This is a genomic window from Bacillus clarus, from assembly GCF_000746925.1.
Classification (GTDB): Bacteria; Bacillota; Bacilli; order Bacillales; family Bacillaceae_G; genus Bacillus_A; species Bacillus_A clarus.
Window position 1 is genome coordinate 3,085,336 of record NZ_JMQC01000008.1, and the last position, 21,929, is coordinate 3,107,264.

Sequence of the window (21,929 nt, forward strand, 5' to 3'; positions counted from 1 at the left end):
TTTTATTTGTAGTGAAAGTGTTATGGGGTATAATTTGGATAAAAGTATATGAAGGAATGATCCATATGGAAAATGTATATAAAGGACTTAGACATACTGGATTTACTGCGATGCTTATTTTTGGCGGGGTATTTTTGCTTCGTTGGTTGATTCATGATGAAATGCTACTGGATCAACTTATTGGTTTTAGCGTAGGAATGGTGATGGTTATTTCATCAGTCTTCATTCAAAAGTATAGTAAAGAATTACAAGTAAATGAGAAGTATTAGAAAAAGTCTTCGTTCAGAGAGTACTTGAACGAAGACTTTTTCTTATTTACGATTCATTTTCTTTTTTGTAAATGAAAAGGCTAAAGCAGCAATTAAAATACTACCCTTTATAATATCTTGTGCATAATAAGGGACGTTCATCATTGTTAAGCCATTTAATATGATTCCAATTAGTATAGAACCAAGGAATGTTCCGATTACATTCGGTTTTTTTGCGCCAAACATTGCATAACCAATATAGGCAGCAGCAACGGCATCCATTAATAATGGTGCACCTGCTGAAACTTGCCCAGTTCCCACTCGGCTGCTTAGGACAATCCCACCAATAGAGGCAAGTAAACCGCTAATCATATAAGCATATACACGATAACGATTTGTAGGGATACCTGCTAATCTAGCAGCCTCTCGGTTTCCACCTGTCATATAAAAGAAACGACCGTATGTTGTTTTTTCTAAAAATAAGTATGAAATGAGAACGACGATAAGCATAATAATAACAGGAACTGGAATACCAGCGATAGAGCCTTGCCCGATAAACAGAAAGGATGGAATAAAATGTCCTGGGGCGGTTCCGCTTGCGTCAGACATTCCTTCATAAATAGAAGATCCTTTTGAAAATGTTAAGTGTAATCCATTCACAATATACATGACACTTAATGTAGCTAATAGATCAGGTAGCTTAATTCGAATAATTAATAGAGCATTTATTAATCCGACCAATAGACCACAAAGAATAGGGATAAGGAGTGTAATCCATAATTCTTGACGGTATAAAACGAGACAGGCTGCAGCTGCAATTGTTGCTAGGCTAGCAGTAGAACCGACTGATAAATCAAATCCATCAACGATTAATGTGAAGGTAACACCGATTGCCAGTAATGTCACAATAGAAACGGAACGTAAAATATCACTAATATTGTTATAGGTAAAAAAAGAATCATTTACAATAGAGAAAAAAATGGTAACTCCTATAATAATAGCAACTGTACTAAATTGATAAAAAAGATGGGTAGGTAAAAACGTTTTTTTAATTTTAGTTTTATGAGCGAGATTCAATGGAATAGCTCCCTTCAGATAAATGTAAAAGTTGTTCAGGAGAAAGTTCTTGAGGAAGATATTCTCCTACAAATTTGCCGTTTACTAGTATGAGAATACGATCAGCAATATGTAATGCTTCGTCCTGCTCTCCTGTGAAATAAACAACAGAGCTTCCATCTTCTGTAATGTTTCGAATGAATTGAAAGATATCTTGTTTTGCAGCTATATCTACACCTTTTGTTGGTTCATCTAAAAGAAAAAGATTAGGTTTGAAGCCACTCCATTTTGCAATAGAAACTTTTTGTTGATTCCCACCACTAAGTGAATGAATGGTAGCTTTTGGATCGTTTGGTGAAATGCCGAAAGAAGCAATCGCGGTTTCAGCGCAATGTATTTCTGCTTTTTTTTGTTTCCAACCTAGTTGATGCAAATTTGTATGTTCAATAATATTTTCAGTTAGGAACAAGCCTTGTTTTCGTCTTTCTTCCGGCACGAGTGCAATTTTTGCTTTAATAGCATCTCGTGGAGTTTTAATAGTTATATGTTGATCGTATATTTGGGCACGATAAGCATGATGAGCACCAAATAATGTTTCAGCAAGTGTTGTTTTTCCGCTCCCAATGAATCCGTATATGACAACAGTTTCTCCCTTTCGTATAGTAAGAGAAAGTGGGGAGCAATTTCTGTGTAATTGAAGCCCCTCAACTTTAAATATTTCTTCCGTTTTTTGTTTTGCTTTTGTATTGGTGGAAAGTGCAAGTTGTTTTCCTGTCATCGATTCAACAATTTGCCGGTCAGTAATCTTTGCAATCTGTCCAGATAGTGCAACTGTACCGCCGTGTAATACGGTCACACTATCAGCAAATTTTCTAATTTCGGACAAACGATGAGAAATTAAAACAATTCCAATTCCTTGTGATGTTAATTGTTTTAATAACTTACCAAAATTTTCGACTTCTTTCGGCCCAAGAGAAGAAGTTGGCTCATCTAATAAAAGATAATTTGTATTATTAGATAATGCCCTTGCGATAAGAAGTAATTGTTTTTCATGTAAAGAGCAGTTTGAAACATCTTCCCAAACATTTAAATCAATATGTACAGCTTGTAAATATTGTTTAGCAAGTGCTACTAATTTTGATTTTGAAAACAGTTTCTTACTCTGCAGTGCTAAATAATCGATTAGTACATTTTCTAATACTGATAATCCAGAAATAAGTCCGTGATCTACTTCTTGTGTTACGAAAGAAATACCATGTTTTTTTGCATCTCTTGGTGAAGCAAAGGAAACGGGCTCGTTATGAATTTTTATGTTTCCAGCAACTGGCTTGATTTCCCCAGTTGCTATTTTTAATAAAGTACTTTTCCCTGCACCGTTCATTCCGAGTAAAGCGTGAATTTCTCCTTTTTGTATATGTATAGAGACATCTTGTAGTACTGGGATAGCTGTATTATAAAAATGTGTAATGTTTTGAAGAGAGAATGTCATCATTTTTTCTCCTTCTCTAATTTATTCATCCAAGGTGAGTAAGCATCTTTCGAATTTCCCCAGCCACTTATGTATTTTGATAATTGATCCATCGTTACATGTTCTGTAGGTAAACTATTTTTCTTTACAAGGTAAGGTTCTAGCGAATAAATATCTGGTGTTTGTTCCTCAGCAATTTTTTTATATAAGAAGCGCACTTGTACTTTACCTACTTCAGCTGGATCCGTTGCAGCCGTTGCAGTCCAAGGTGAATTTTCCTTTTGCATTAATTGTAAATCTTCATTACTTAAATCAATACTGTATACTTTTATATCAGTGCGACCAGCTTGTTCGAGTGCTTTTACAGCACCCTTGGCAAACTCATCCCAAGAAGCAAAAATAGCTTGTAAATCACCTTTTTTCGGATATTTTTTCAGTAATGCCTCGACTTGTGTTTGTGTATCTAGTGGGGTGTTGTTACTAGCAGTACCGAAACGAGCAACTTCTTTTATATTTGGATAACGTTTATAAAAAGCATCAATGATGACATTGCGGCGTTCCATTGGAGCAAACCCACCAACCCATACGACTGCTATATTCCCTTGTCCATTTAAATCTTCAGCTAATGTTTTTAATGATTTCCATGCGAGACTATAATCATCTTGATCAATAACCGTTACGCCTGGTAAGCGTAAGTCGTTATCAAATGCGACAACCGGAATATTAGCTTGTAATGCTTTTTCTACGCCTGGTTTTAGTGCTTCAGAGCGGCCGTGGTCAATTAAAATACCATCCACTTTCGAATTAATTGCATTATCTAAATTTGCTGCCATTTTTGCTAAATCATTATCAGAATTGTAGACTTGTACGCTACCACCGAATTGTTCGATTTGTTTTTTTACACCCTCAATATATTGAGAGGAGAACGTTCCGATAGACATTTGCATAATTAACGCAATTTTTAATGGTTTTTTTACTTGGCTCGGAACTTCTGTTTGTGAATGAGTTTGTGATGTTGTAGTTTCTTTCTTCACAGTTTGTTGCTTTTGTGAAGAAACCACATCTTGTTCATTTGTACAAGCCGATAATAGGAATAAGAGAACAACCAGTAAGATAGAACATAATTTCTTCATAAAAAAATCCCTCCTAAATATAAGAAGAGAGGGGAGGGAGTGAAAATAAAAGACGTCTTTTCATAGAAAAGACGTCTTATCACATTACTCTTATCTTTCAACACAATACGTGTTGTAAGAATTAGCACCGTGCCCATTATGGGTCGGTTGCCGGGCTTCGTAGGGCTCATCCCTCCACCTGCTCTTGATAAGACATCGGATATTTAACTATTTTGAATTATTCCATAAATGTATAGTGTTGTCAAACACTTTTCAAAAAAAAATCCCTCATTACGAAGGATTTTAATGCGGTAAGAAAACTAATTGATAAGCGAACAAAATTCCAAATAGATACACAAGTGGGTGAACAGCGCGGAATTGTCCTTTTGCCATTTTCATAAGTGGGTATGAAATGAATCCAAGCGCAATACCTGTTGAGATACTTGATGTAAGTGGCATGCTCAAGATTACTAAAAATGCTGGGAATGCTTCATCGAACGTATCCCAATCGATATATCGAACTGAACCCATCATAAGGCTACCAACGATAATTAATGATGGTGCTGTAATAGCTGAAACGCCAGAAACAGCGCTCACTAAAGGTCCGAAGAATGCTGCTACTGCAAATAGTACAGCTACTGTAATTGTTGTTAAACCAGTGCGACCACCAGCTGCAACACCGGCAGATGATTCGATATAAGCTGTTGATGGTGTTGTTCCGAACATAGATCCAATAGTTGCAGAGAAAGAATCAGCTAGAAGTGCTCGTCCTGATTTTGGAAGCTTTCCATCTTTCATAAATCCGCCTTGCTGAGCTACACCAAGTAGTGTACCTGTTGTATCGAATAATGTAACAAGGAAGAAGGAGAATACAACGCCGTATAATCCGTAATTAATAACATCAGAAACAGCAGTAATTGGATTTGAAACGATAATTCCTTCAGGTAATCCAGGCATTGATGTAACGCCGTTTGAGAATGTTAATTGTCCTGTGAAATAAGCGATAATACCAGTTAGCAACATTCCAATGAATAATGCTCCATTTATATTTAAAGACATAAGGACAAGTGTAATTCCAAGGCCAGCTAATGCGAGTAACACAGGAGGTGAATGAAGATCACCAAGTCCAACTAAGTTAGAATCATGTTTTGTTACAATACCTGTTAAGCGTAAACCGATAAAAGCGATAAATAAGCCAATACCAGCAGTAAGTGCATGTTTTAAATTCTCAGGAATTACTTCCATTAATTTTGTACGGAATGATGTAAATGATAGCAAAATTAAAATCATCCCTGCTACGAATACAGCAGAGAATGCAATTGCGAAAGTCATGCCTTCATGTGCTTTTACAACAGAGTAAGAGAAGTAAGCATTTAATCCCATACCTGGAGCAATTGCGATTGGTAAGTTTGTAAAGATTGCCATAAATAATGTTCCGACAACAGCTGCAATAATTGTCGCTGTAAATGCTTGTTCAAACGGAACGCCTGCATCTCCAAGAATAACAGGATTTACGACAATGATATATGCCATTGTTAAAAAGGTAATAATACCTGCCATAATTTCAGTTTTGATAGAAGTTTTATGTTTTGAAAGGTTAAACATATAAACATCCTTTCTGTTTACGAATAATTTCCACAACAGTTATATATAATATTCGTTTTTATAGCTTTTTGCAAGAGTTTTACTTAAAAAGTTTAGAACAATTCATATTTTATGTCTTAAATTCGAATATTAAGCGTAAACCTGCATACGAATTGTAGTTTTTTCATGTATAAGTACTTTTTATTATTGTGCGCATGATAAGAAAAAGGCATAAAAAGGAGTTGAAATAAAAGATGACAGGGCAACAAAAGTTTTTAACAATGCCAGCACAACATCAAAATAAACAACCTGGGATTGAATCGTTAATGGATCCTCTTCCGAAGTTTGAAGATCCGAATTATAAAGGAAGCGAAAAGCTAAAAGGAAAGAATGTATTAATTACAGGAGGAGATAGCGGGATTGGACGAGCTGTATCGATCGCTTTCGCAAAAGAAGGAGCGAACGTGGCAATTGCTTTTTTAGATGAAGTAGAAGATGCAAATGAAACGAAGAAGCTTGTTGAAAAGGAAGGGGGGAAATGCATACTGCTTCCTGGTGATTTAAGCAGTGAACAGCATTGTAAAAATGTTGTAGAGGAAACAGTTTCCGAGCTAGGAGGTTTAAATGTTCTTGTAAATAATGTCGCACAGCAATATCCGCAGCAAGGTTTAGAATATATTACAGCGGAGCAACTTGAAAAAACGTTTCGAATTAATATTTTTTCTTACTTTCACGTTACAAAAGCGGCGCTTATCCATTTAAAGCAAGGAGATGTCATTATAAATACAGCTTCTATTGTTGCATATGAAGGAAATGAAACACTTATTGATTATTCCGCAACAAAAGGGGCTATTGTTGCTTTTACACGATCGCTTTCGCAATCGCTAGTACAAAAAGGGATTCGAGTAAATGGTGTTGCACCAGGTCCAATTTGGACACCGCTTATTCCGTCAAGCTTCGATAAGAAAAAGGTTTCTGAATTTGGTAGTAATGTTCCGATGAAAAGGCCAGGGCAGCCGTACGAGTTAGCACCTGCGTACGTATACTTAGCGTCTAGCGACTCGACATATGTGACGGGACAAATGATACATGTAAATGGTGGAGTAATTGTGAATGGATAGTTTTCTTCTATAGGAGCAAAGTAAGGCTAAGTACACTTATCATTATTGACTGTGCTAGGGGGGATGTTAATGAAAAAAGTATGGATAATGGTAATACTATTTTTCTGTCTACCAATTAGTGCTTTTGCTGAAACAGATCATTTAATATTAGTGAACCTTACGACAAATCAGTTGTCTTTTTTTGAGGATGGAAATTATACGAGAACATTTTCGATAACGACAGGGAGAGCAAGTACACCAACACCTGAAGGTACATTTTGTATTATTAATAAGTATAAAAATAAAGAATATCACCGTAAAAAAATACCTGGTGGTGCCCCTAACAATCCACTCGGAACACGTTGGCTTGGCCTTAATGAAAAAGAATACGCCATTCATGGGACAAATCGTGAAGCAACGATTGGGAGAAGGGAATCGAATGGTTGCATTCGAATGCATGACCGCGATATACAATGGTTGTATGACAGAGTAGATGTGCAGACGAAAGTAATTATTTCGCGTTTTTATACGTATCCAGAATATGAGGCTAATAAGCTTGGGTATCGTGTTGTAAGCTGGAATGGTCGTAAAGTAGAGCGAGAACAAATTGGGGTACTTACGCTAGTAGATCAGTTAAATATATATTGGCAAGAGCCAAATGGACAATTGACGAAGGTGAAAACAGTATTACCGAATGAAAGATACGTGGTGTATTCTAAACGAAAAGATGGAACCTACTATATAGGAAATAATTTGTATATTATAGATGAAACTGGAGAAAAAATTCGTTATGAGCAATTACCGTATTCAATTTTAAATAATATATATAAAAGGGAATATAATGTTCCGTAATAGCTACCGTAAATGGGCGGTAGCTTATTTGTGGTAAAGTTTAATCATTTTTATTGATATTAGTCATACCAATCGTGCTGCCTGCAAATTGCGGGATAAAAAATTGAAACAGAAACTATTATGTTTTGCTGAATATAATACAGTACAGTTTGGGGAGGCGGTTACATTATGAAAAGTGAATTTGCATTTAAAATTTTCTTAGTAACAACCTGTTTATTTATCGTGTATTTGTATGCGTTTCTCGTCTTTTCTTTTTATGTTCCATATGTTGATTTAATTTTGTTCTTCGGATTTATTTGGGCGTTTGTTAAAGCGAGGGAAGGGGAGAAGAGCATATACCGACGCATTACTTTATGCGGGACGGTTCTTCTCGTTATTTTATACTTTTTTATAATGCATGATTTTTGGAGAGGAATGTAAAAAGCATACGATTAATCGTATGCTTTTATATCTGTTAATGATGGAAGAGAGGCAATTGCTCCGTAATTTGTACAGGTTATAGCGCCTACTTTATTTGCAAATGAGATAAACTCTGTCAAATCTTTGAAATTATGAGAAAGAGTTTGTTCGCTTTTTGCAATTTGATATAACATCGCTCCGACGAAAGCATCGCCAGCACCGGTTGTATCTACTTGTTTAATGGAAATAGAAGGGATAATAGTTTGACCTTCTTTTGTTGCGAGAAGGGTACCGTCTTTTCCGAGTGTAATAGCTACTACTTTAGCACCATAATTTAATAACTTGAGTGCAGATTGTTGTAAATCACTCTCTTTAGAAAGCATGATTGCTTCTTCTTGACTTACTTTTACGAAATGTGCATGTTTTATAAAGGCTAAACAATCTTGAGCAAATTGTTCTGTATCTGTAATGAGCGCACTTCGATAATTCGGATCAAAAGAAATAAAATGGCCATTGTCTCTTGCGTATTGCATTAGTTGGAAATATGTGTCCTTTAACGGACTTGATAGTAAAGCTGTTGCTGAACCGAAATGTATTAAATCATTCGTCTTGATTTTTGATAAATCGATGCTATTAAAGTGATATTCACCATCCGCACCACGCATAAAAATAAAATCACGTTCGCCATCTTGATCGATCGATACGAATGCAAGTGTTGTTTGTTTATCTTTTATGAGCATTGAAGTGTCAACATGAGCATGTTGCAAAGTTTGTTCTAGAAAATCACCAAATGGATCATTTCCTACTTGCCCCATAAATGTAGCGTGTCCGCCTAATTTTGTAATAGCAGCAGCAACGTTAGCGGGAGCTCCACCAGCTTTTTTTTCAAAATCTGAACCGTCTACTAAAGAAACATTGGAATTTCGGCAAACAAAATCAATTAATAATTCACCTATACAAAAAACATTTCTCATACAATCCCTCTTTTCAGTTTATATTGTGTAATTGTAAAGTTTAGTTTTGCATCTGAAAAGATTGCGATATGATGTTTCATGTCTTTTCGCGGAAAGACTCTGGACGTAAAGACTGTTGAGCCATCGTATAAGAAAATTTCCGCGATGCTTTTATCTACAAATATTCGTAGTTCTATCGTATCTTGAATATCGATTTTTTTATAGCGTTTATACCCATATTCTCCGCCAAATTGATGATGGAAGTTGCTTCTGTCTATAGAAACGTTTCCTTTTTTACGGTTAAAAGTAATGGGGAAAGATTCCTCTTCATTATGGAAGAGAGAAAGACCAAAGTTGCTTGCATCAGCTGTCTTAAGAGTAATAATTAATTCGTATGAGTCTTCATGATCTAGGGTTGCTAATATGTGTAGCCCAGTTGTTATATCGCCTGAAATTTCTTTTTTTGCTGTTCGTAGTTTTCTTAGCTCTAAAGCTGGTTTTTGTTTTAGTATGTCATCTTCTAATGTTATTTCTCGTGGAAGTGTTAAACAATGAGCCCACATATAATCATCAGAAGGGTATGTGATTTCACTTGATCCTGCCCAAGCAAACAATAGGCGGCGACCAGTAGAGTCTTCTAAAGTTTGAGGAGCATAAAAGTCAAATCCTTTATCGATTTCATAATATGAATCAATATGGAAATATAAATTTTTAATATCGAAATTTCCCACTGCGTAAACGACATTGTATACATTTTGAAAATTTTCCTCGTCTTTTTCAATTCCTTGAGGTGAAAAGAGTAGTACATCTTTCCCTGATAATTGGAAGTAATCGGGGCATTCCCACATAAATCCGAATTCTTTTAAATTGGTTTTAACTTCACCTTGGAATTTCCAATTATATAGGTCCTGTGACTTGTATAGTAATAGGGTTCCCGTTTTATTTTCACGTTGTGCACCAAGTAACATATAGTACGTATCGTGATGTTTCCATACTTTTGGATCGCGTACATGTTTCGTATATCCATCAGGAATTATATCAATAACAGGATTATTACTATATTTCGTCATCGTATATTGAGAATCCATTGTCACCATACATTGTTTCGCGTCACGGGAATCATCAGATTTTTTTATATTACCTGTATACAATAAATGAAGAAGTTCATCTTTTATAATAGCACTACCAGAATATGCGCCGTGTGATTCATAGCTTTCAGTAGGGATGATGGCTACAGGCATTCGCTCCCAGTTAATAAGATCTTTTGATTTCACATGTCCCCAATGCTTCATTCCGTGAATCGGGCCAAATGGATACCACTGATAAAAAACGTGATATTCATCATTGTAGTATGATACACCGTTAGGATCATTCATTAATCCAAATGGTGGATGGATATGATAAGTTGGTTTCCATGAATCTTGATTTGCAATTTCATATAAAGAATGTAATTCGTCTTTATTGGATTGCAGTATTGTTTTATATTTCGCCATAGGTTTTCACCCCGTTATTATTTACTTTCTTTATATAAAATGAATGTGGCAACAAAAGCAGTAATAACTGCAATAGTAAAGCCGATTATATAGTGAATCATATTCATCATGCCAAGCGGTGCGACAATTGTAAGCATTGGAATACCTGTTAAACCGTATGCATTCGCTGCAACTTGCATCCAAACAACATAAGCGCCTCCAATTGCTCCACCAATAGCTGCTGCAATAAATGGCTTGCCAAGTTTTAAATTGACACCAAAAATAGCTGGTTCTGTAATTCCTAAAAATGCTGAAGCTGCCGCTGGAATTGCGATTTCTTTCGTCTTTTTATTTTTTGTTTTGAAATAAACGGCTAAAGTAGCTCCGCCTTGTGCAACGTTAGCCATTGACCAAATAGGGAGTAAGAAATTCACCCCGATATCTTTATTTGCGAGTAATCCAGCTTCAATTGCGTGGAAGCTATGGTGTAAGCCAGTAAGGACGATTGTTGAATATAATCCTCCGAATATAAGACCAGCTACTGGTCCTGCAAATTGATAAATAGTGTTTAAAAGGTATGTAATACCGTCACCGATTTTATATCCAATTGGTCCGATAATAATAAGTGATAAGAAGCCAGTAATAATAATTGTTAAGAATGGTGTGACTAATAAATCTAAAGAATTCGGAACACGTTTTCGAAGTTCTTTTTCAATGATACTCATCACGTATACACATAATAAAATAGGTAAAACTGTACCTTGATAGCCAATCATACTAATATCCATACCAAGGAAATGTAAAACAGTTGGTTTTGCGTTTGCAAGAGTCCAAGGATTCGTTAAGCTTGGGTGTGTTAATATACCTCCAATAACTGCGCCAAGGAAAATATTCCCTCCGAATTCCTTAGCTGCACTAACACCGATTAAAATAGGTAAAATAATGAAAGCTGCACTTGAGAACATATCAAGTAATTGAATGAGTGAATGATCTCCGGGAACCAATTTAAACGCTTTCAACATTCCGAGTAAGCCCATAAGTAAACCGCTTGCGACGATAGCTGGAATAATGGGCACGAAAATATTAGATAATGTTTTTGCTAGGCGAGCAATGGGATTCATTTTTTTCGTAGGAATATCGTTTGATGCTGTAGAATTAAGTTCGGCTGTTCCAATTAGATTTGACAATTCATCATACACTTTGTTTACTAGGCCAGTGCCAAAAATAATTTGGTATTGTTCAGTCGTTGCAAAAGCCCCTTTAACTCCATCGATGTTTTCGATTTCTGCCACGTTTATTTTTGTCTCATCTTTTAGTACAAGACGAAGGCGAGTAGCGCAATGTGTAGCACGAACGATGTTCTCCTTTCCGCCAATATTCTGTAATACTTGCGTTGCAATTTGTTTCATATTCATAAAAATTCCCCCTTATTGTAGGTTTTCAATTTACGGAACCGGTTCCATAAATAATTAAAATAAAAAACAGGGAAGTGATGTGAAAAATCCTGTTTTCAAAATGTGGAACCGGTTTTAATTTTATTATAGAGCGCCTTTAAATTTTGTCAACGCTTTCTCGAATTTTTAATGTATAGCGGGAGTGTAAAATTTTTGGTATAGCTTTGTTTTCAACAAGCTGTGAAAGAGAAGTAGCAGCAAGCTCACCAGCATACTCATAGTCAAATGCAATTGTCGTTAAGCTAGGGTGCACCATTTCAGAAATATCATATCCACCGAATCCTGTTACAGAAATATCATCTGGTACAGAAAGGGAATGAGAGTGAATGACTTTCATTGCTCCAAGAGCGATATTATCTGTAGCACATACAATAATAGTAGGACGGTCATAATCTAAAATATGTTGTACTTGTTTCATTGCATCTTCTATTCGGAAAGTTGTTTCGTAATAAGAAACAATGCAAGTGGGTTCTAGATTCTCGATAGCCTTTTGAAAACCATTTTTTCGATTAACCCCAACTGAAATATCATCTTTTTCTACTCCTAAATAGGCAATATGCCGGTGGCCTTGTGATAATACGTAAGCTCCTAGCTCATAAGCAGCGTCAAAATCATCGTGAACGAGGCAATATTGATCTTTATATTCTTGCCCAACAAATAAAATAGGGATATTTGAATTATCAATGATTTGTTGATGCTCCTTCGTTAAAGCTTTTGTTAATAAAATAATGCCAGCTACTTTTTGCTTTATAAAATTTTCTACCGCTTGGATTTCTGTTTCGATTGTTTGATTTGCATTTGCAACAAGCATTTGATAATTATTTTCCTGTAACGTATTATCAATCCCAATAAGTGTTTTCATTGTAGCGAAGGAATCTAATCGGGGGATAATAACACCAATCAAATTTGTTGTTTTTGCTTTTAAACTTTGAGCAAATGTATTGGGAGAAAAATTTGTTTCCTGAATAATACTTTCAATTTTTTGTTTTGTTTTATCACTTACATATCCTCCGTTTAGGTAACGAGAGACAGTGCTCTTTGCAACCCCAGCTAATTTGGCGATATCTGCAATTGTTTTAGCCATAGTATTCCACCTTCGTATTCATAAAAATGTTAATTTTATTATAAGGAGAATTAAAGGTCACGTAAATAAGAAGAGAAAAAGAAAAAAACCACCTCACGTATATGAGGTGGAATAAGTGTTAATATCTTGGCTTAAACGTTTGACAACAAGTTTCAACACTTGTTGCTACCGAACTTTCAAGTGTTTCACCTGTTAACGTTGTATTTGTATAAGAATCAGTTGCAGTTTCGTCTGCATTTTGTGCATCGGGCTGAACAACGATTGCACTTGCTTGACAAAAGTTACCTTGTCCCCAAAATGAGCAATTGGAAACAGAGCATCGTACTTCTGGCATAAAATCCCCTCCTTATACATTAGTGTGGGGTATTACACCCGTTTCATGTATAGAAGGAGTTTCCTTTTCTGATTATTTCTTGGTTTGTTCAAACCATTTTTTAAAGTTTTCTTTCGATTGTTCGCCACTAATACGGCTCACTTCTTTACCTTCTTTAAAATGAATAATTGTCGGAGTTCCCTCAATTTTATACTCATCCCAAGCAGCATCTAACTTTTCGATATCAATTACTTTCATATCAACGTTTAAATCTTTTGCAAGAGGTACGACAATAGGAGATACTTTTTGGCAATGAACGCATGATGTTTGATAAAAGTATATCGTTTGATCTTTTTTATCTTCCATATTTTTACGAAGATCTGTAAGAGAAATTTTATTTGAATAGTAATCTTTTTCCTTTGTTGTTGCACTTTTCTTTTCCATTTGTGTTACAGCAAAGATCGCTGCAAGTAAGACGATAATAATACCGCCAAATATAAGCATTTTCTTCATTCTTTCATCTCCTTATTTGTTTTTAATTACAATAAAGCTACAAATAGCGATTGTAATAAAGCCAATTAACGCTAAAAAAGGGATTGTAATAAAGCCGAACCAATTTATGTATTGTCCCGTACAAGGTACTCGGCCACATGCTGCTCCTGCAGCTGATAGTACTGCAACTTTTTGAATTGCGTAGTGATATAAAGAAATACAAGCACCGATACTAGCGATTGGTAAAGAATAGTTCGCGATGCGATAGTCCTTTTTTACGACAGCAATACCAAGCCATAAAACAAACGGATACATAAAGATGCGTTGATACCAACAAAGTACACAAGGCTCAAACTTCATAATTTCAGAAAAATATAAGCTTCCAAGTGTAGCGATAAAAGAAGCTCCCCATGCAATAAATAAAGCATATTCTTGCTTTTTTTCTCGTCCCATATTTTATACCTCTCTTATAATAGTTACATACTAAATTATAGTATGAAGAGGTAGAGAAAATAAAGAGAAAATGTTTTTTATCAATAAAAGTTTTATGAGGAAAAACTTCAGAATTATAAAAAATAGATAAAAAGCGCCATTCCCTTATAGAGAATAGCGCTATATTTTACATTTGCATTTGTTCTACTTCTTCTATATGTGACTTTTGAGATGCATGGTCAATATATTGAAATAGAAGTTGCAGTTGTTTATCGACTTCAGGTAATTCTTTACTGTATTGATAAGCGTGTAGAAAATGCTCAATACGCTTAGAAAATAATTGATCATTTGTTTGAACCATTAAAACGAGCAGCTTATCCCAGTTACAACAATATGTGTAATAGAGAGCTTTATCATAGTCGTTATATGTTTGCATCCTGTACCCTCCTTACTGAGGAGTTATATATAGTGTGTGACAAGCGAGGAGAAATACACTTGAAAGAATTTGTTAAGAAAAAGAGTGAATGAAAAGAAAAAAACGAGGAATCTCCTCGTTTTTTAAGCTTTCGGCATTGGCGTAGGTGTTGGTTTGCCATACCCTTTTTTATATTTATTATCAATGTAGTTGCGAATTTCAAGCGTTGATTTTCCTTTTTGTTTCATAGAAGCAGATTCAACTGCGATTTCTAAGCAATTTACACAAGTTGTTGCATGGGAGTCCCAAACAACTTCCCCATTTTTTTTGATTTCACGAATAAAACAGTTTTTATTATTTTTATGTCCTACACTTTCACCGCACCCGCAGTAACAAGGGATCCAATCTAATAATTCAGCATTTTGTCCTGCCACAGCGTATATGTCTTTCATTTGTGGATCTAGCTTTTCTAGGAAGGTTGGAAGTGTATCGATTCCTTTTGTTTTTTCTTGAATGTCAGCTTGTTGAGTGTGCGATGCATGATCATGTTCTTTTTTAGATTCAGAAGATTTTTTGTCGTTTGAGCCAGCATTATCGCACCCTGCAAGAATGAGGCTAATTATCGCAAGAAGAGAAAATAAATATTTTTTCATACGCTTGTCCCCTTTACAAATGTATTAATAAAATTGTATCAGACTCTCTCCTTTATGGAGAAGTTTTTTTAGAACGATTTTTCATTCTCCAACGTAGTGAGTGAAAGACGAAAAGAATCGGAATATAAGCGTATACAATATATAGACCTGCTTGGGATAGTACTGTATTTAATGTGTTGATACTTTCACGGTTTGTGAAGAAAAGGGAAGCGAAAAATACAGTTGCAATAAAAAATGGCAATGTAATTTTAAATGGTATGTGAAAAGAGCGCTTAATGGTACGACAAGAAGACCAAATGGTTAAACAAAGATTAGGTAAAATAATAAGAAACCAAATGAAAAGAATAATGTATTCGAACCGTTGGATGAAAGGGATTTTAATAATTTTTAGCATCGTTAATGTAGGCCAAATTGTATGAGACAATAACCCTTCACTATAATACATAAAGGAAACGATTGCTAAAATTACATAAAGGATAGTTGTAAAAGCGATTCCTCCATGGGCCCATTTTTTTAGAGATTTTCCCTTTTCAAGAAATGGATAGAAGATGAGTATGGCTTCAAATCCGAGAAACTCTAATGCAGAAGCTTTAGTAGAATTTATAATTTCTACAGGTGAATGTGTGAGAATCGGTAATATATTACGGAAATGTGCATATTTCATCGGAAAAACTAAGAAGAACAGGACGAAAATAGGTAATAGGATACCCAAAAAACATATTCCTGTTACGGAACGGAACCCTCCTTTTATGACGTAGTAAGTTACTAATAAAAATAATAAAGTAAGCTTCCATACTTTAATTGTAGGGAATACCCAAACTTGAATAACTTCAATATATGTGCGAAGAACAGTAAGACAAAATAATAACAGGTATACGGTAAAACAAACGGAAAAAAAGGATCCAAGCCATTTTCCGAAACATGTCGTATGGATATTCATTAAATCATTATCTTTTTCTAGCATTTTTAGCATGCAAAATAATACGATATGAGTGGCAATGCCTGCAACAATAAGAGAAATCCAAGCATCATAGCCAGCATTTTTTATAATAACTCGTTGATATCCTAACACGCCCACTCCAATTTGGAGGGCGTGTAATAAAAGAAATGTGAAGTAAGGGGAAACCGTATTCGTTTTATTTTGCTCAGTCATCTTAGCACCTCACTATTCTCCGATACCAGATTGTACAATATTAAATTGAACATCAACATGAACGTCTGCCTCAGGATACATCTTTTGAATTTGTTTTATATTCCATTTCCTTGAGTGGCTACGAATTTCATCTGATATGCCTATTGGATCAATTTCTTTTCTTTGGAATTGCTTTATTAATTGGTTTAAATGATCCTCAAGTGTTTTTTCTACATGTTTTTTAACGTAAGTTATATTTTCTTTCTTCGTTAAATTAAGCCAATCTGGAGCATTTTTTATTAATCCATTTAGTTTTAAGTGAATGCGAACTTTAGGAATGTTGCCAGTTTGTGTTACTTTATAAATGCTTTTTCCAGATAAGTTTTGAGTCGCGATTAATCCTTTATGTTTACCTTTCTGTATTGGAACTTCATACCGTCCATTTTTAGTTGGATTAATAAGCAATTTAAATAAAAAAGATCCTTTTTTATCTGTATACATGACAACTTTATCCTTTTTTAAAAAGGCGAGCCCTTTAATAGAAACAGATTTTTCTTCATCAACTTGAATGTAAGGAAGAAATGTATCACATACAGATGAATAATAATTATATAAAAAAATATTTAAAGCAGTTTGTGGGATTGTTTCATTCTTTATATTTTGTTCGAGTAAATCAGCAAGGTATAATGAACCATTTGTTCTTACTGATTTAAGAAGCTCTTCTGTTGAACCATCTACGATTGCTAATTGTACATCTCGGCCAACGTTAGGATCACGTTGTAAATTGCTAATAATATCACCGATGCCATATTCGCCAAATGATTTTCCAAATAGGATAACACGCATTTGGCCTACAACGACATTATGGGGAGATTTGGCGTTTAGGCGTGAAGAAATTGTTTCAAGAGTGTCTGCGGTAGTTGATTGAGTTTGTGGCTTTGATTGTACGCCTTTCGTATAATCTGGATATAGGATGGTCCCCCGAAATTTTTTGTTTTTCGTTATATCGAATCCACCTACATGAATAATTCTTTGTGTATCCACTATGTACGTTTGTGTACAGCCAGATTGGAGAAGGAAAAAAGCAATTGTAAAGCATAATAAAATAATTCTCATTCTTCTTCACCATCACGTTTTTGTTTCGCTTGATTTGGATTATAGCGCCATTTTGATTTCGGCCTAAGGACAGAAGCGCGTTGTGCAGTTTGACTAAACGGTAAGCGAAGAAAGCCTTCCGCTGTACCTAAACCACGAAATGGATATAAAGGTAATAAATAAGGTGATCCAAGTGATTTTAAGCGAATTAAATGAGCTAATATGAATACAAATCCTACAATAAGTCCTAGACCTCCAAATGCACCAGCTAAAAGAATAAGCGGAAATCGTAGTATCCGGATGGTTGAAGACATTTTTACAGTTGGTGTTGTAAAGGAAGCAAGTGCTGACAAAGCGACTGCGATTAATAAAATGGTACTCGTTAAAGCTGCTTGAACAGAGGCCTGACCAATTACAATCCCGCCAACAATACCAATGGTTTGGCCGACTTTTGTAGGTAAGCGTGCTCCAGCTTCACGAAGTAATTCAATTGTAATTTCTAAAAAAAGTGCTTCTAAAACAGGTGGAAATGGTACGTTAGCTCTCGAAAAAATGATTGGACCTAGTAAATCTGCAGGAATCATTTGATAATGAAACGTTAATACAGCTGTATAAATAGCGGAAGAGAAGAGAGAGAACGCTGCTCCGAAGAAGCGAACAATCCGGAGAAATGAACCCGCTATCCATGGCAAATAATAATCTTCTGGAGAGACAAAAAAATCAAGTAATGTCGTTGGTCCGGCTAATGCGTAAGGTGAACCATCTGTTAAAATGACAACTCCCCCATTAATTAATGCATAAACAGCACGATCTAAGCGTTCTGTCGGTAATAGAACGGGAAATGGAGAGTTACTATTATCGCTAATAAACTGTTCAATCATAGTCGCATCAAAAGGAACGTCAAAGTCAATATCTTGTAGGCGCTGCATCGCAGTGTTAACATGCTGCTCGTTCGTGATACCTTCTATGTATGCAACGAAAACTTTTGTTTTTGAGATAGAGCCAACAATAACTTCTTTAAAAACTAATTGCTCTGTTACAATATTTCGGCGAAGTAAGTGTGTATTTGTATCAATGTTTTCGACGAACCCGATTTTTGGACCGATGACGCTATATTCATTTTCCGTATCATTATATAACCGTGTTCCTAATACTGAACTTTCAGAACGAATGAGTGCATAATCTTCTGCTTGAGAATCGTTTTTCAGCTGTATGAGTACATACCCACCTAATAATTTCTCACGAATATCATCAAGAGAAGGGGAGATGATAATGTCTTCAATCGTGACGATATTAGTTATGTCACTTATATTGTTAATATGTTCCCATTCTCTTTTTAGAGGCGTTAAAATAAAGCGTTTAATGATGAGTGATTCTACTGTAGAGTTATAATAAAACAAACACAATGTTCCATCTTTTACTATGTTATAAGAAACAAAATCACTAGATTCTTTCATCGTGTGAATAAATTCTGGAATGGTACAGGTTGTGCTTTTATTCGCTTTTTTGGATTTTTCAGATGATAAACCAAACATTTTCTCACCCCTTACCCATATAGTTTTCTTATGTTAGTTTTTGGGAAAGACGTAAATTTATACTTGAAAATTGGAAAGAAAAATGAAAATAGTTGAAGGGCATAAAGAAAAGGAAGTGCAATGAATGCAGCTTCCTTTTTGGCCTGTTAGCTTGTTTTATTTTCTTTAATAGACTTCACTAATTTCATCATTTCTGCTCGTATATCTTCTTTTTTTACATTTAATTTTTCTGCAATTTCTTTAACGTGCATACCATCTTTTTTCATTTTCAGTACATCGTTAAGCGGAGTGTTACTCTTTTGAGCGATAATTGTTAACACTGCAAGATGGCGTAAGCCGATGTTATAGTCTTTCATCGTTTGTTTTAGCTGATCTGGTGTAGATTTTTGCATATCAGCTAGTTTTTGCAGTAATGCTTGTTTCATTTCTTTATTCATATGATGATGCTTTTTCAATTTACTTAGATCTACACCGAAATGCTCTGCTGTTTTCTCCCAAGATTTATTTTGCTTATAGTAAGATAAAACGTCTTTTATCTCTTTTTTGCTTATTTTTGCAATATGGGCAGCTTTCCAAATTTCATGTTTGTTATAGCCGAGTTTTTCTAATGATTGCATTTCTTCTTCTGAAATTGGTTTATGATGATGCATTATCACTTCTTGTTGGGTAGCGGCTGCCGCGGGGAAGACAGATACGCCACATAATAATGCTGCCATAGTCATGCTGACTGCGATTTTCTTGTACATGTAAACTCCTCCTAGATGGATAATGTGGAAAACTTTACACTTATCATTTCCATAAAATGTGAAAAACTTGTGAACATTCCAAGTTTTTTTATTCACAACGAGAAATTAATTTTTTGAATGTTTTCCAACATAAAACATTGATTAATAGTGAAAAACTAGGTTATAATCGAAATTGAAAATCAATATCAATGAAAAGATAATACATATAGATGAAAATAGGGGAGAGATACATATGACTACATATACTTCCATTGCAAATGTCATTAAAGAAAGACGATCAATTCGTACATTTACAGATAAAGCAGTTGAAAAAGAATTATTAATTGAACTATTAAATGATGCAACATGGGCACCAAACCATAAACATCGTGAGCCATGGAATTGTAAATTATACATGGGAGAAGGCCGCAAAAAATTAGTGGATGCTGTATTAAACTCTTTCACAGAAGAAGAAAGAGCGAAACGTGGTAAAATTTTATCTGATCGTTTCTTAAGTACGCCTGCTCAAATCGTTGTTTACATCGATGAAGATCCACGTCAAATTCAACGTGACGAAGATTACGCAGCGACATGTGCGTTTATGCAAAACTTCCAATTACTTGCGTGGGAACGTGGTTTAGGATGCGTTTGGAAATCAGGTGGATTAAACTATAATCCATTATTTATAGAAGGACTTGGATTAACAAATGGTCAACGTATCGTTGGTATTCTTCATATCGGTTATTTCGATAAAGCGCCAGAAGGAAAGGCACGTACGCCGATTACGGAAAAGATGGATATTATTGAAGGTTAAATAGATGAGGCATTCTCGTTTTTACGAGGATGCCTTTTAATTATGCAATCATCTTTCATGAAAGCTTGTTTTCCTTCATACACTTTCTTAAGGGAAAGTGTAAGGAGGGAAAATAATGAGGGCAAGTGATGATAAAGCACTGCAATATGCGATTGCGGAAATTACTGAAATTGCGACTGGATTTGGCCTTGATTTTTATCCGATGCGTTATGAAGTATGTCCAGCGGAAATTATTTATACATTTGGTGCGTATGGGATGCCGACGAGGTTTTCACATTGGAGTTTTGGAAAACAGTTTTTCAGAATGAAATTACAATACGATTTAGGACTTAGTAAAATATACGAACTCGTTATTAACTCGGATCCATGTTACGCCTTTTTATTAGATACAAACTCTTTAATTCAAAATAAATTAATTGTGGCGCACGTTTTAGCGCACTGTGATTTCTTCAAAAATAACATTCGTTTTTCAAATACGAAACGCGATATGGTGGAAAGTATGGCCGCAACAGCGGATCGTGTGAAAGCATATGAACATAAGTATGGAAAAGCAGAAGTAGAAACGTTTTTAGATGCAGTACTCGCAATTCAAGAGCATATTGATCCGTCGCTTATGCGTCCGAAACTGGCGTGGAGTATTGAAGATTTAGAAGAGGAAGAAGGAGAGAAGAAAAAGATATCACAGTACGATGATTTATGGAATTTAGATGATCGAAACAAGAAGCAAGAACGATCCAATATACGTAAAAAGAAGAAGATTCCGCCACAACCAGAGAAAGACTTACTCCTCTTTATTGAAGAATATAGCCGTGAACTAGAAGAATGGCAGCGCGATATATTAACGATGATGCGTGAGGAAATGTTATATTTCTGGCCACAGCTTGAAACGAAAATCATGAACGAAGGCTGGGCATCCTTCTGGCATCAACGCATACTTCGTGAAATGGACTTAACATCTTCCGAAGCAATTGAATTTGCGAAATTAAACGCAGGTGTCGTACAGCCATCAAAAACAAGCATTAATCCATACTACCTTGGTATTAAAATGTTTGAAGATATTGAAGAACGCTATAACAACCCGACGGAAGAAATGAAACGACGCGGTGTAAAACCAGGATCAGGCCGTGAAAAAATCTTTGAAGTGCGGGAAATTGAATGGGACGTATCGTTCCTTAGAAACTACTTAAATAAAGAACTCGTAATGAGAGAAGATATGTACTTATTCCAGCGCCAAGGAAAAGAATATAAAGTCATTGATAAAGAGTGGAAACATGTGCGTGATCAACTCGTAAACATGCGTACAAATGGAGGATTCCCGTACTTAGTAGTGGAAGATGGCGATTACTTAAAGAACGGTGAACTATATATTAAACATAGTTACGAAGGAATTGAGCTAGATTTAAAATACTTAGAAAAAGTACTGCCGTATATTCATCAGTTATGGGGAAGAACGGTGCATATGGAATCAATTGTGGAAAGTAAAGGTGTAGTGTTTTCATATGATGGGAAGATGGTGCATCGGAAGTATGTGTGATGAAAAG

Annotated in this window: 23 protein-coding genes and 1 riboswitch; of the genes, 6 read left to right on the plus strand and 17 right to left on the minus strand. The window is 35.3% G+C overall.

The window, feature by feature from the left end; all coding sequences use genetic code 11:
• The first annotated feature begins 56 nt into the window (after positions 1 to 56).
• On the plus strand, positions 57 to 269 hold the full coding sequence (locus DJ93_RS16755; RefSeq protein WP_117287846.1) for a hypothetical protein: 213 nt from the start codon (positions 57 to 59) through the stop codon (positions 267 to 269).
• A gap of 42 nt (positions 270 to 311) precedes the next feature.
• Here DJ93_RS16755 and DJ93_RS16760 read toward each other — a convergent pair whose 3' ends face one another.
• The 4 genes from DJ93_RS16760 to DJ93_RS16775 all read right to left on the minus strand — a co-directional run bounded on the left by DJ93_RS16760 (position 312) and on the right by DJ93_RS16775 (position 5,489).
• The gene (locus tag DJ93_RS16760) at positions 312 to 1,325 is read right to left on the minus strand and encodes an ABC transporter permease (RefSeq protein ID WP_042982033.1); all 1,014 of its coding nucleotides are present in this window, start codon (positions 1,323 to 1,325) and stop codon (positions 312 to 314) included.
• The gene (locus DJ93_RS16765; protein ID WP_042982034.1) at positions 1,309 to 2,796 is read right to left on the minus strand and encodes a sugar ABC transporter ATP-binding protein; all 1,488 of its coding nucleotides are present in this window, start codon (positions 2,794 to 2,796) and stop codon (positions 1,309 to 1,311) included. The genes DJ93_RS16760 and DJ93_RS16765 overlap by 17 nt, the downstream gene beginning before the upstream one ends.
• Complete coding sequence (locus tag DJ93_RS16770; RefSeq protein WP_042982036.1) at positions 2,793 to 3,905, minus strand: sugar ABC transporter substrate-binding protein; 1,113 nt, start codon at positions 3,903 to 3,905, stop codon at positions 2,793 to 2,795. Before DJ93_RS16770 ends, DJ93_RS16765 begins: the two co-directional genes overlap by 4 nt.
• Before the next feature lie 87 nt (positions 3,906 to 3,992).
• Positions 3,993 to 4,099, minus strand: a riboswitch (SAM riboswitch).
• 88 nt (positions 4,100 to 4,187) lie between these two features.
• A complete protein-coding gene (locus tag DJ93_RS16775; protein ID WP_042982037.1) occupies positions 4,188 to 5,489 on the minus strand; it encodes an NCS2 family permease in 1,302 nt (433 codons plus the stop codon).
• A gap of 233 nt (positions 5,490 to 5,722) precedes the next feature.
• Between DJ93_RS16775 and DJ93_RS16780 the strand changes: the two genes are divergently transcribed.
• From DJ93_RS16780 to DJ93_RS16790, 3 genes are all read left to right on the plus strand, one after another.
• Positions 5,723 to 6,589, plus strand: a complete 867-nt coding sequence (locus DJ93_RS16780) for an SDR family oxidoreductase (protein ID WP_042982038.1) — start codon at positions 5,723 to 5,725, stop codon at positions 6,587 to 6,589.
• 69 nt (positions 6,590 to 6,658) lie between these two features.
• The gene (locus DJ93_RS16785; protein WP_042982040.1) at positions 6,659 to 7,420 is read left to right on the plus strand and encodes a L,D-transpeptidase; all 762 of its coding nucleotides are present in this window, start codon (positions 6,659 to 6,661) and stop codon (positions 7,418 to 7,420) included.
• Positions 7,421 to 7,588: 168 nt separating this feature from the next.
• Entirely contained in the window at positions 7,589 to 7,840 is a 252-nt protein-coding gene (locus DJ93_RS16790) for a hypothetical protein (RefSeq protein WP_042982041.1), read from the plus strand.
• 11 nt (positions 7,841 to 7,851) lie between these two features.
• Here DJ93_RS16790 and DJ93_RS16795 read toward each other — a convergent pair whose 3' ends face one another.
• From DJ93_RS16795 to DJ93_RS16855, 13 genes are all read right to left on the minus strand, one after another.
• Positions 7,852 to 8,793 carry a carbohydrate kinase family protein gene (locus DJ93_RS16795; RefSeq protein WP_042982043.1) on the minus strand — a complete coding sequence of 314 codons (942 nt, stop codon included), beginning with the start codon at positions 8,791 to 8,793 and terminating at the stop codon, positions 7,852 to 7,854.
• Entirely contained in the window at positions 8,790 to 10,265 is a 1,476-nt protein-coding gene (locus DJ93_RS16800; protein ID WP_042982045.1) for a glycoside hydrolase family 32 protein, read from the minus strand. The genes DJ93_RS16795 and DJ93_RS16800 overlap by 4 nt, the downstream gene beginning before the upstream one ends.
• Positions 10,266 to 10,282: 17 nt before the next feature.
• Complete coding sequence (locus DJ93_RS16805; RefSeq protein WP_042982046.1) at positions 10,283 to 11,659, minus strand: sucrose-specific PTS transporter subunit IIBC; 1,377 nt, start codon at positions 11,657 to 11,659, stop codon at positions 10,283 to 10,285.
• 136 nt (positions 11,660 to 11,795) lie between these two features.
• Positions 11,796 to 12,782: a LacI family DNA-binding transcriptional regulator gene (locus DJ93_RS16810; RefSeq protein ID WP_042982047.1), complete on the minus strand. Its 987-nt coding sequence runs from the start codon at positions 12,780 to 12,782 to the stop codon at positions 11,796 to 11,798.
• Positions 12,783 to 12,900: 118 nt separating this feature from the next.
• Positions 12,901 to 13,116 (minus strand): DUF1540 domain-containing protein, encoded by a 216-nt coding sequence (locus DJ93_RS16815; RefSeq protein WP_042982049.1) that lies wholly within the window; start codon positions 13,114 to 13,116, stop codon positions 12,901 to 12,903.
• A gap of 72 nt (positions 13,117 to 13,188) precedes the next feature.
• On the minus strand, positions 13,189 to 13,608 hold the full coding sequence (locus tag DJ93_RS16820; protein WP_042982051.1) for a thioredoxin family protein: 420 nt from the start codon (positions 13,606 to 13,608) through the stop codon (positions 13,189 to 13,191).
• Between the two features lie 12 nt (positions 13,609 to 13,620).
• Positions 13,621 to 14,040, minus strand: a complete 420-nt coding sequence (locus tag DJ93_RS16825) for a disulfide formation protein C (RefSeq protein ID WP_042982052.1) — start codon at positions 14,038 to 14,040, stop codon at positions 13,621 to 13,623.
• 166 nt (positions 14,041 to 14,206) lie between these two features.
• Positions 14,207 to 14,455 (minus strand): YhdB family protein, encoded by a 249-nt coding sequence (locus DJ93_RS16830; RefSeq protein WP_042982053.1) that lies wholly within the window; start codon positions 14,453 to 14,455, stop codon positions 14,207 to 14,209.
• Between the two features lie 122 nt (positions 14,456 to 14,577).
• Positions 14,578 to 15,087 carry a PCYCGC domain-containing protein gene (locus tag DJ93_RS16835; protein ID WP_042982055.1) on the minus strand — a complete coding sequence of 170 codons (510 nt, stop codon included), beginning with the start codon at positions 15,085 to 15,087 and terminating at the stop codon, positions 14,578 to 14,580.
• A gap of 52 nt (positions 15,088 to 15,139) precedes the next feature.
• The gene (locus tag DJ93_RS16840; RefSeq protein ID WP_042982056.1) at positions 15,140 to 16,240 is read right to left on the minus strand and encodes a GerAB/ArcD/ProY family transporter; all 1,101 of its coding nucleotides are present in this window, start codon (positions 16,238 to 16,240) and stop codon (positions 15,140 to 15,142) included.
• A gap of 12 nt (positions 16,241 to 16,252) precedes the next feature.
• Positions 16,253 to 17,335, minus strand: a complete 1,083-nt coding sequence (locus DJ93_RS16845; protein ID WP_042982058.1) for a Ger(x)C family spore germination protein — start codon at positions 17,333 to 17,335, stop codon at positions 16,253 to 16,255.
• Entirely contained in the window at positions 17,332 to 18,849 is a 1,518-nt protein-coding gene (locus tag DJ93_RS16850) for a spore germination protein (RefSeq protein ID WP_042982060.1), read from the minus strand. Before DJ93_RS16850 ends, DJ93_RS16845 begins: the two co-directional genes overlap by 4 nt.
• A 146-nt stretch (positions 18,850 to 18,995) precedes the next feature.
• Complete coding sequence (locus DJ93_RS16855) at positions 18,996 to 19,595, minus strand: hypothetical protein (protein ID WP_042982061.1); 600 nt, start codon at positions 19,593 to 19,595, stop codon at positions 18,996 to 18,998.
• A gap of 232 nt (positions 19,596 to 19,827) precedes the next feature.
• Here DJ93_RS16855 and DJ93_RS16860 point away from each other — a divergent pair, with 232 nt between their 5' ends.
• Both DJ93_RS16860 and spoVR read left to right on the plus strand, forming a co-directional pair.
• A complete protein-coding gene (locus DJ93_RS16860; RefSeq protein WP_042982062.1) occupies positions 19,828 to 20,388 on the plus strand; it encodes a nitroreductase family protein in 561 nt (186 codons plus the stop codon).
• Positions 20,389 to 20,503: 115 nt separating this feature from the next.
• Positions 20,504 to 21,922: a stage V sporulation protein SpoVR gene (gene spoVR / locus DJ93_RS16865; protein ID WP_042982063.1), complete on the plus strand. Its 1,419-nt coding sequence runs from the start codon at positions 20,504 to 20,506 to the stop codon at positions 21,920 to 21,922.
• The last annotated feature ends 7 nt before the right edge of the window (positions 21,923 to 21,929 follow it).

Excerpts from the sequence above, each read along its gene's own strand:
- DJ93_RS16765 (WP_042982034.1), bottom strand. The coding sequence starts at position 2,796 with ATGATGACATTCTCTCTTCAAAACATTACACATTTTTATAATACAGCT.
- DJ93_RS16755 (WP_117287846.1), top strand. The coding sequence starts at position 57 with ATGATCCATATGGAAAATGTATATAAAGGACTTAGACATACTGGATTT.
- DJ93_RS16800 (WP_042982045.1), bottom strand. The coding sequence starts at position 10,265 with ATGGCGAAATATAAAACAATACTGCAATCCAATAAAGACGAATTACAT.
- DJ93_RS16860 (WP_042982062.1), top strand. The coding sequence starts at position 19,828 with ATGACTACATATACTTCCATTGCAAATGTCATTAAAGAAAGACGATCA.
- DJ93_RS16810 (WP_042982047.1), bottom strand. The coding sequence starts at position 12,782 with ATGGCTAAAACAATTGCAGATATCGCCAAATTAGCTGGGGTTGCAAAG.
- DJ93_RS16840 (WP_042982056.1), bottom strand. The coding sequence starts at position 16,240 with ATGACTGAGCAAAATAAAACGAATACGGTTTCCCCTTACTTCACATTT.
- spoVR (WP_042982063.1), top strand. The coding sequence starts at position 20,504 with ATGAGGGCAAGTGATGATAAAGCACTGCAATATGCGATTGCGGAAATT.
- DJ93_RS16815 (WP_042982049.1), bottom strand. The coding sequence starts at position 13,116 with ATGCCAGAAGTACGATGCTCTGTTTCCAATTGCTCATTTTGGGGACAA.
- DJ93_RS16795 (WP_042982043.1), bottom strand. The coding sequence starts at position 8,793 with ATGAGAAATGTTTTTTGTATAGGTGAATTATTAATTGATTTTGTTTGC.
- DJ93_RS16850 (WP_042982060.1), bottom strand. The coding sequence starts at position 18,849 with ATGTTTGGTTTATCATCTGAAAAATCCAAAAAAGCGAATAAAAGCACA.
- DJ93_RS16770 (WP_042982036.1), bottom strand. The coding sequence starts at position 3,905 with ATGAAGAAATTATGTTCTATCTTACTGGTTGTTCTCTTATTCCTATTA.
- DJ93_RS16785 (WP_042982040.1), top strand. The coding sequence starts at position 6,659 with ATGAAAAAAGTATGGATAATGGTAATACTATTTTTCTGTCTACCAATT.
- DJ93_RS16845 (WP_042982058.1), bottom strand. The coding sequence starts at position 17,335 with ATGAGAATTATTTTATTATGCTTTACAATTGCTTTTTTCCTTCTCCAA.
- DJ93_RS16820 (WP_042982051.1), bottom strand. The coding sequence starts at position 13,608 with ATGAAGAAAATGCTTATATTTGGCGGTATTATTATCGTCTTACTTGCA.
- DJ93_RS16825 (WP_042982052.1), bottom strand. The coding sequence starts at position 14,040 with ATGGGACGAGAAAAAAAGCAAGAATATGCTTTATTTATTGCATGGGGA.
- DJ93_RS16855 (WP_042982061.1), bottom strand. The coding sequence starts at position 19,595 with ATGTACAAGAAAATCGCAGTCAGCATGACTATGGCAGCATTATTATGT.
- DJ93_RS16790 (WP_042982041.1), top strand. The coding sequence starts at position 7,589 with ATGAAAAGTGAATTTGCATTTAAAATTTTCTTAGTAACAACCTGTTTA.
- DJ93_RS16830 (WP_042982053.1), bottom strand. The coding sequence starts at position 14,455 with ATGCAAACATATAACGACTATGATAAAGCTCTCTATTACACATATTGT.
- DJ93_RS16780 (WP_042982038.1), top strand. The coding sequence starts at position 5,723 with ATGACAGGGCAACAAAAGTTTTTAACAATGCCAGCACAACATCAAAAT.
- DJ93_RS16775 (WP_042982037.1), bottom strand. The coding sequence starts at position 5,489 with ATGTTTAACCTTTCAAAACATAAAACTTCTATCAAAACTGAAATTATG.
- DJ93_RS16835 (WP_042982055.1), bottom strand. The coding sequence starts at position 15,087 with ATGAAAAAATATTTATTTTCTCTTCTTGCGATAATTAGCCTCATTCTT.
- DJ93_RS16805 (WP_042982046.1), bottom strand. The coding sequence starts at position 11,659 with ATGAATATGAAACAAATTGCAACGCAAGTATTACAGAATATTGGCGGA.